Source organism: Bradyrhizobium sp. 23 (assembly GCF_023073295.1).
GTDB classification, from domain to species: Bacteria; Pseudomonadota; Alphaproteobacteria; order Rhizobiales; family Xanthobacteraceae; genus Bradyrhizobium; species Bradyrhizobium canariense_D.
The window spans coordinates 68,254-75,275 of record NZ_JADPJF010000148.1; the positions used below are offsets into that span (position 1 = coordinate 68,254).

Sequence of the window (7,022 nt, forward strand, 5' to 3'; positions counted from 1 at the left end):
CCGTGTCACCGACGCATTCATGAGTCTTGTCCGGAAAGGGTGCCGCGGCGAGCGTTACGGCCGCCGCGGCATTTTTCAGGCGAAGGTGATGTTCTGATCGCGTAGCGGTACCGAGCGGATGCGTTTGCCCGTCGCCGCGAAGTATGCGTTGAGCACCGCCGGTGCCGCGACGCCGATGGTCGGCTCGCCGACACCGCCCCAGAACCCGCCGCTCGGCACCATCACCGATTCGACCTTCGGCATCTCGTTGATGCGCATCGAATTGTAGGTGTCGAAGTTGATCTGCTCGATCTTGCCGTCCTTGACGGTGCAGCCGCCGTAGAACAGCGCGGAGAGGCCATAGACGAAGGAGCCCGCGATCTGCCGCTCCACCTGGGCCGGATTGACGACGTAGCCGGGATCGGTGGAGGCGACGATACGATGCACCTTGATCTTGTTGCCGTCGGTCACCGAGATTTCGGCGGCGCCGGCGACATAGCTGCCATAGCCCATCACCTGCGCGATGCCGCGATAGATGCCCTGTGGCGCCGGAGTGCTCCAGCCGATCTTCTCGGCCACGGCATTGAGCACCGCCAGATGCTTGGGGTGATTGCCCATCAGCTTGCGGCGGAATTCGAGCGGGTCCTGGCCTGCGGCCTGGGCCAGCTCGTCCATGAAGCATTCCATGTAGATCGCGTTGTGATTGACGTTGACGCCGCGCCAGAAGCCCGGCGGAACGTGCGGGTTGCGCATCGCATGCTCGACCAGGAGGTTCGGCACGGAGTAACCGAACGCGGCTTCGCCGGACTGGGCGACGCCCTGGAATGCGGCCGGATCCATGCCGTTCTGCAGCGCTTCGGGGCGGAGCGAGAACAGGATCGATTGCCCGGACAGGCGGTAGTGCAGCGCGACCAGATTGTTGTCGGCATCGAACGCGCCGGTCATCTTGCACTGGGTGATCGGGTGATATCTGCCGTGCGCCATGTCCTCTTCGCGCGACCACAACAGCTTGATCGGCGTGCCCGGCATCTCCTTGGCGATCAAGACGGCCTGGCGGACATAGTCGGTCTGGCCGCGCCGGCCGAAGCCGCCGCCCGGCATCACCTTGTGCACGTCGCACTTCTCCGCCGGCAGGCCCGACGCTTCCAACGTGGCCGCGAAGGCTGCCTCGCCATTCTGCGTGCCGCACCAGACCTCGCATTTGTCCGCCGTGTAGAGCGCCGTGGCGTTCATTGGCTCCATGGTGGCGTGGTTCTGGTAGGGATAGCTGTAGACGGCCTCGATTTTCTTGGCGGCACCGGCAATCGCCGCCTTCGCGTCGCCGTTCTTGTTGCCGACATAGGCCGGCTGCCCGTTGTCGAGGCCCTCGGTCAGCCATTTCGCGATCGACTCGCTCGAGACCTTGGCGTTGTCGCCCTCGTCCCAGACGATCGGCAGCGCCTCCAGTGCGGTCTTGGCGTGCCACCAGGTGTCGGCAACGACGGCGACCGCGGTGTCGCCGACCTTGACGACCTTCTTGACTCCTTTCATGCCGGTGATCTTGGCTTCGTCATAGCTTTTCAGCTTGCCGCCGAACACCGGGCAATCCTTGATCGCGGCGTTCAGCATGCCCGGCAGCTTGACGTCGATGCCGTAGACCATGGTGCCGGTGGTCTTCTCGGCGGTGTCCAGCCGCTTCACGCCCTTGCCGATCAGCTTCCAGTCCTTGGGGTCCTTCAGCTTGACCTCGGCCGGCGGCGTCAGCTTGGCCGCGGCCTCGGCGACCTTGCCGTAGGTCGTGGTCTTGCCGGACGGCGTGTGGGTAATGACGCTGTTGGCGGCCGTGCATTCGGACGCCGGCACTTTCCACGCCTCGGCGGCGGCCTGGATCAGCATCACGCGTGCGGTGGCACCGCCCTTGCGGACATAGTCTTGCGAAGAGCGGATGCCGCGGCTGCCGCCGGTCGAGAAATCGCCCCAGACGCGCTTGCGGGCGACGCTCTGGCCCGGTGTCGGATATTCGGTCGAGACCTTCGACCAGTCGCATTCGAGTTCCTCGGCGACGAGCTGGGCAAGGCCGGTGAGGGAGCCCTGGCCCATTTCGGAGCGGGCGATGCGGATGACGACGGTGTCGTCGGGCCTGACCACGACCCAGGCGCCGATCTCCGGGGAGCCGTCGGCCGCGCGGACCACGGCGGGACCGCCGAAGGGGATATCGAGGCCGATTGCGAGACCTGCGCCGACCGCGGCGGTGCCGATGACGAAGGCACGGCGGTTCATCCTGGGAGAGACATGCTTGTTCATGTGGCGGCTCCTTACGCGCTTGCGATCGTGTGGATCGCTTCGCGCACCTGCTGGAAGGTGCCGCAGCGGCAGATATTGGTGATGGCCTCGTCGATGTCGGCGTCGGTCGGCTTCGGCTTCTCGCTCAGCAGCGCCGCCACCGCCATGATCATGCCGCTCTGGCAATAGCCGCATTGCGGAACGTCCTGGGCAATCCAGGCTTCCTGCACCTTGTGCAGCGCGTTGCCGGAGGCGAGCCCTTCGATGGTCGTGATCTTCTTGCCTGCGGCTTCGCCGACCGAAACCCCGCAGGAGCGGGTGGCGACGCCGTCGATGTGAACGGTGCAGGCGCCGCATTGTGCAATGCCGCAGCCATATTTGGTGCCGGTGAGGCCGGCATTCTCGCGGATCGCCCAGAGCAGGGGCGTATCCGGCTCGACGTCGAGCGTGAAGGTTTTTCCGTTGATTGTTAGGTTTGCCATCGCAGTCCCCTGATTGGCCCAATCCACCGACTGGACTCAGCGGCGCAATGTGTCCGGCAAATTGGAAACGTTCAAATCAATAGTCCGAGGGGTAACCGGCGGGGATTCCTTCCCCGGGCGCCCGCGGCACGGCTTGGAGCGACGTCTACTGGCTTCCGCGCCGACGCCCCCGGAACCGAGAGCGACAGTTTGTCCCTTTTGGCAGGGTGCAAGTCGAGAATGCTCTGCTACAGTGGAATCAGCCAAAAAGGGGTTCCATGAACGTACCGCAGCCTTGCAAAGTCCTGATGCTCTATCCGCTGTTCTCGGCAGAGTCCTTCTGGAGCTTTGGCGAATCCTGCAAAGTGTTGGGTGTGAAGCGGCCCGCGGCCCCTTTGGGGCTGATCACCGTTGCCGCGATGCTGCCCGAGAGCTGGACGGTCCGGCTGATCGATTGCAACACGGAATCCTTCAGCGACGAGGATCTTTCCTGGGCCGACGTCGTCTTCACCGGCGGAATGATGCCGCAGCAGGCCGACACGCTGCGCCTGATCGAAATTTGCCGTGCCGCGGGCAAGCCGGTGGTCGTGGGCGGTCCCGATCCCACCTCGAGCCCCCATATCTATGAGAGGGCCGACTTCCAGGTGCTCGGAGAGGCCGAAAGCGTTCTCCACGAATTCGTCGCGGCCTGGGACAGTGGCGCACGCTCCGGCGTCTTCATTGCGCCGAAATTCCAGGCCGACGTCACCAAGACGCCGGTTCCGCGCTTCGATCTGCTGAAGTTCGAGGACTACCTTTATCTCGGTGTGCAGTATTCCCGCGGCTGCCCGTTCACCTGCGAGTTCTGCGATATCATCGAGCTCTATGGCCGGGTGCCGCGAACCAAGACGAACGAGCAAATGCTGGTCGAGCTCGACAGGCTCTATGCCATGGGCTACCGCGGCCATCTCGACTTCGTCGACGACAATTTCATCGGCAACAAGAAGTCGTTGCGGCTGTTCCTGCCCCAGCTGGCCGAATGGCAACGTGCTCACGGCTATCCCTTTGAATTGTCGACTGAGGCCTCGGTCAATCTGGCGGACGATCCCGAGCTCCTGAACCTGATGGGCCAGGCGAATTTCTTCGCCATCTTCGTCGGTATCGAAAGTCCGGATCCGGCGACGCTGGTCGCCATGCGGAAGAAGCAGAACACGCGGCGCAACATCGCCGAGAGCATCCACAAGATCTACGCCGCGGGCATGCTCGTCACCGCGGGTTTCATCGTCGGCTTCGACAATGAGAAGCTCTCGATGGCGGATGCCATGATCGACTTCATCGAAGAGGCGGCGATCCCGGTCAGCATGGTCGGCCTGCTCTATGCCTTGCCGAACACGCAGCTGACGCGCCGCCTGGAGCGCGAAGGCCGGTTGCATCCGGGCCACGACCTGGCGCCGACCATCGGCGCGGATCAGTGCACCGCCGGGATCAACTTCGATCCGGTGCGTCCATTGCGCGACATTCTGACGGACTACAAGCGCGTGCTGGAGCACATCTACAGCCCGGCCGCCTATGCAAGGCGTATCGACCGACTGATGACGCTGCTCGACCGCTCTCGCCAGCGCCAGGAGCTCGCGGAAGGCGATATCCGTGCCCGGATCGGCGCGATGGAAACGGTGCACAAGGTGGTCACAGCCCTTCCCGAGGCGCGCGGGCCGCTGTGGCAGACCTTCATGAACTGCGCCAAGCGCGACACAACATCGGCGCGGATCGCCGTGCAGATGATCGCTGCCTATGCGCATCTCGGGCCGTTCTCGCGCAAGGTCATCGCTGCCATCGATGAGCGCCTCGCTGCGCTCGACGAGGAGACTGTCATTCCGGCCGCGACAGTCGAGGTGACGGCGGCCCGACATCTGGCTTGACCGTCTACTCCACCGCCAGCCGCAAAAAGCTCATCACGCTGCCGAGTACGGCGAAGCCGGCGCCGAGTGCCAATGCCACGACTGCGCCGTCGTGACCGGCCAGCGAGAAGCAGAGCGCGGCCAGCGCCGCCCCTGTCGTCTGCCCCGTCAGGCGCGCGGTGGCGACGATGCCGGAGGCGCTGCCGCTGCGATGTGGCGGCGCGCTCGACATCACCGCTTTCATGTTCGGCGCCTGGAAGAAGCCGAATCCCATGCCGCAGATCACCATCCGCCAGATAATGTCGGGAATCGCAGGATTGGCCGGCAGCATCGCCAGCAGCGCCATGCCGAGGCCGAGCAGCACGAGCCCGATGCCGCCGAGCAATCCGACCGCGTGCCGGTCGGAGAGGCGCCCGGCGATCGGCGCCATGATGCCGACCACCAGCGGCCATGGCGTCATGAAGAAGCCGGTCTCGACCTGCGAACGCCCCAGCACGTCTTCGAAATAGAACGGCAGCGAGACGAAGGCGAGGCCCTGCACCGCGAACGAGCACACGGCCGTCGCGGCCGACAGCGCGAACATTGGCCGGCTGAACAGGTCGATCGGCAGCATCGGCGCCGGATGGTCGGCATGGCGGCGCGTCAGGATGAAGCCGAGCACCAGGGCCGTGACCAGCTCGATGCCCACGACAACCGGTGAGAGATTGTGCGCGGCACTGCCGATGCCCGTGATGAACAGCCCGAGACAGGCCGACGCCAAGGCCGCGCCGAGAAAGTCAAAGCCGTGATCGGCGCGCGGCGTCTTCGGCAGCATCGCAAATCCGATGCCGATCGCGACGAGGCCGAACGGGATGTTGACGGCGAACAGCCATGGCCACGGGCCGAGCGCGAGGATAGCGGAAGCGATCGAGGGACCAAAGGTGAAGGCGGTCGCGACCACCAGCGCGTTGTGGCCGAAGCCGCGGCCGAGCATCCGGCCGGGATAGACGAAGCGCACCAGCGCCGTGTTGACGCTCATGATGCCGCTCGCACCTAACCCTTGCAGCGTGCGCGCAACCAGCAGGCTCTCCAGCGACCAGGCCACCGCGCAGAACAGCGAGGCGATGGTGAACAGGATCAGGCCGCCGAGATAGATGCGCTGGTGCCCGACGATCTCGCCGAGTGCTCCCAACGGCAGCAACGTCGCCACCAGCGCGATCTGGTAGACGTTGACCACCCAGACCGATTGCTCCGGGCTCACATGCAGGTCGCCGGCAATGGCGGGCAGCGCGATGTTGGCGATCGCGGTGTCGAGCGACGCCATCGCCAGCGCGGTGAAGATCGCGGCAATGGCCCAGCGCCGCTGTGCGGCTGGAAGGCCGTCGGAAATGGTGTGGTCGGGCTCGCGCGCGCCGGCGGGTAACGTGATTGTCATTGCGTTAGCGCGTTGCTCCGGCGGCCGGCTCCAGGGGACTCGGCATGTACTACGGCGCGGCCGCCTTCCACAGGCATATGCTTGCATGCTGTGTATGCGCGAAGGCTGGGCGATGAACCTGCGCGCCGGCGTATGATCGCGCGAACTGCTGCAATGTCAGGGGACCGCCATGCACATCGTCGTTTTGCCCGGTGACGGCATCGGGCCCGAGATCACGGCCGCGACATCAGGCGTGTTGCGCGCGGCCTCCGAACGCTTCCAGCTCAATCTGCAGCTGGAGGAGCACGCGGTCGGGCATGCGAGCCTCAAACAATTTGGCACGACGGTGCGCCCCGAGCTGCTCGACATCGTCCGCGCCGCCGACGGCCTGATCCTCGGGCCGACCGCGACCTTCGACTTCAAGGACGAGGCCCATGGCGAGATCAACCCGTCGCGATATTTTCGCAAGAACCTCGACCTCTACGCCAATGTCAGGCCCGCACGCACCTATGCGGGGCGGTCCGGCCGGGTGGGCGATTTCGACCTCGTCGTGGTGCGCGAGAACACAGAAGGGTTTTACGCCGACCGCAACATGGAGCAGGGCAATGGCGAGATGCTGGTCACGCCTGACGTCGTGATCTCGCTGCGCCGGATCACGCGCCTGTGCTGCGAGCGCATCGCGCACGCGGCGTGCCGGCTGGCGATGAAGCGGCGCAAGCATCTCACCATCGTGCACAAGGCCAATGTGCTCAAGCTCGGTGACGGCATGTTCCTCGAGATCTGCCGCGAGACGGCGAAGGCCTATCCCGGCCTTGGGATCGACGACATCCTCATCGACGCCATGATGGCGCATGTGGTGCGCAACCCCGACCGCTTCGACGTCATCGTCGCCACCAACATGTTTGGCGACATCCTGTCCGATCTCACCGCCGAACTCTCCGGCAGCCTCGGTCTCGGCGGCTCGCTCAATGTCGGCGACAGCTTCGCCATGGCGCAGGCCGCGCATGGCTCGGCGCCTGACATAGCCGGACAGGATGTTGCCAATCCAGT

Annotated in this window: 5 protein-coding genes; 2 read left to right on the forward strand and 3 right to left on the reverse strand. The window is 65.0% G+C overall.

The features are described 5' to 3' along the window. Positions 1–75: 75 nt before the first annotated feature. Together IVB32_RS33645 and IVB32_RS33650 are read right to left on the reverse strand one after the other, a co-directional pair. A complete protein-coding gene (locus IVB32_RS33645; protein WP_247412810.1) occupies positions 76–2,262 on the reverse strand; it encodes a molybdopterin cofactor-binding domain-containing protein in 2,187 nt (728 codons plus the stop codon). 11 nt (positions 2,263–2,273) lie between these two features. Next, positions 2,274–2,723, reverse strand: a complete 450-nt coding sequence (locus tag IVB32_RS33650) for a (2Fe-2S)-binding protein (RefSeq protein WP_007594050.1) — start codon at positions 2,721–2,723, stop codon at positions 2,274–2,276. 257 nt (positions 2,724–2,980) lie between these two features. Here IVB32_RS33650 and IVB32_RS33655 point away from each other — a divergent pair, with 257 nt between their 5' ends. Continuing rightward, positions 2,981–4,600, forward strand: a complete 1,620-nt coding sequence (locus IVB32_RS33655) for a B12-binding domain-containing radical SAM protein (protein ID WP_018457153.1) — start codon at positions 2,981–2,983, stop codon at positions 4,598–4,600. A gap of 4 nt (positions 4,601–4,604) precedes the next feature. Here the strand turns inward: IVB32_RS33655 and IVB32_RS33660 are convergent, their stop codons facing one another. Beyond that, positions 4,605–5,993: an MFS transporter gene (locus tag IVB32_RS33660; RefSeq protein ID WP_085362235.1), complete on the reverse strand. Its 1,389-nt coding sequence runs from the start codon at positions 5,991–5,993 to the stop codon at positions 4,605–4,607. 169 nt (positions 5,994–6,162) lie between these two features. Here IVB32_RS33660 and IVB32_RS33665 point away from each other — a divergent pair. Then, a partial coding sequence (locus IVB32_RS33665) for an isocitrate/isopropylmalate family dehydrogenase (RefSeq protein WP_247412811.1) occupies positions 6,163–7,022 on the forward strand: 860 nt, incomplete at its 3' end.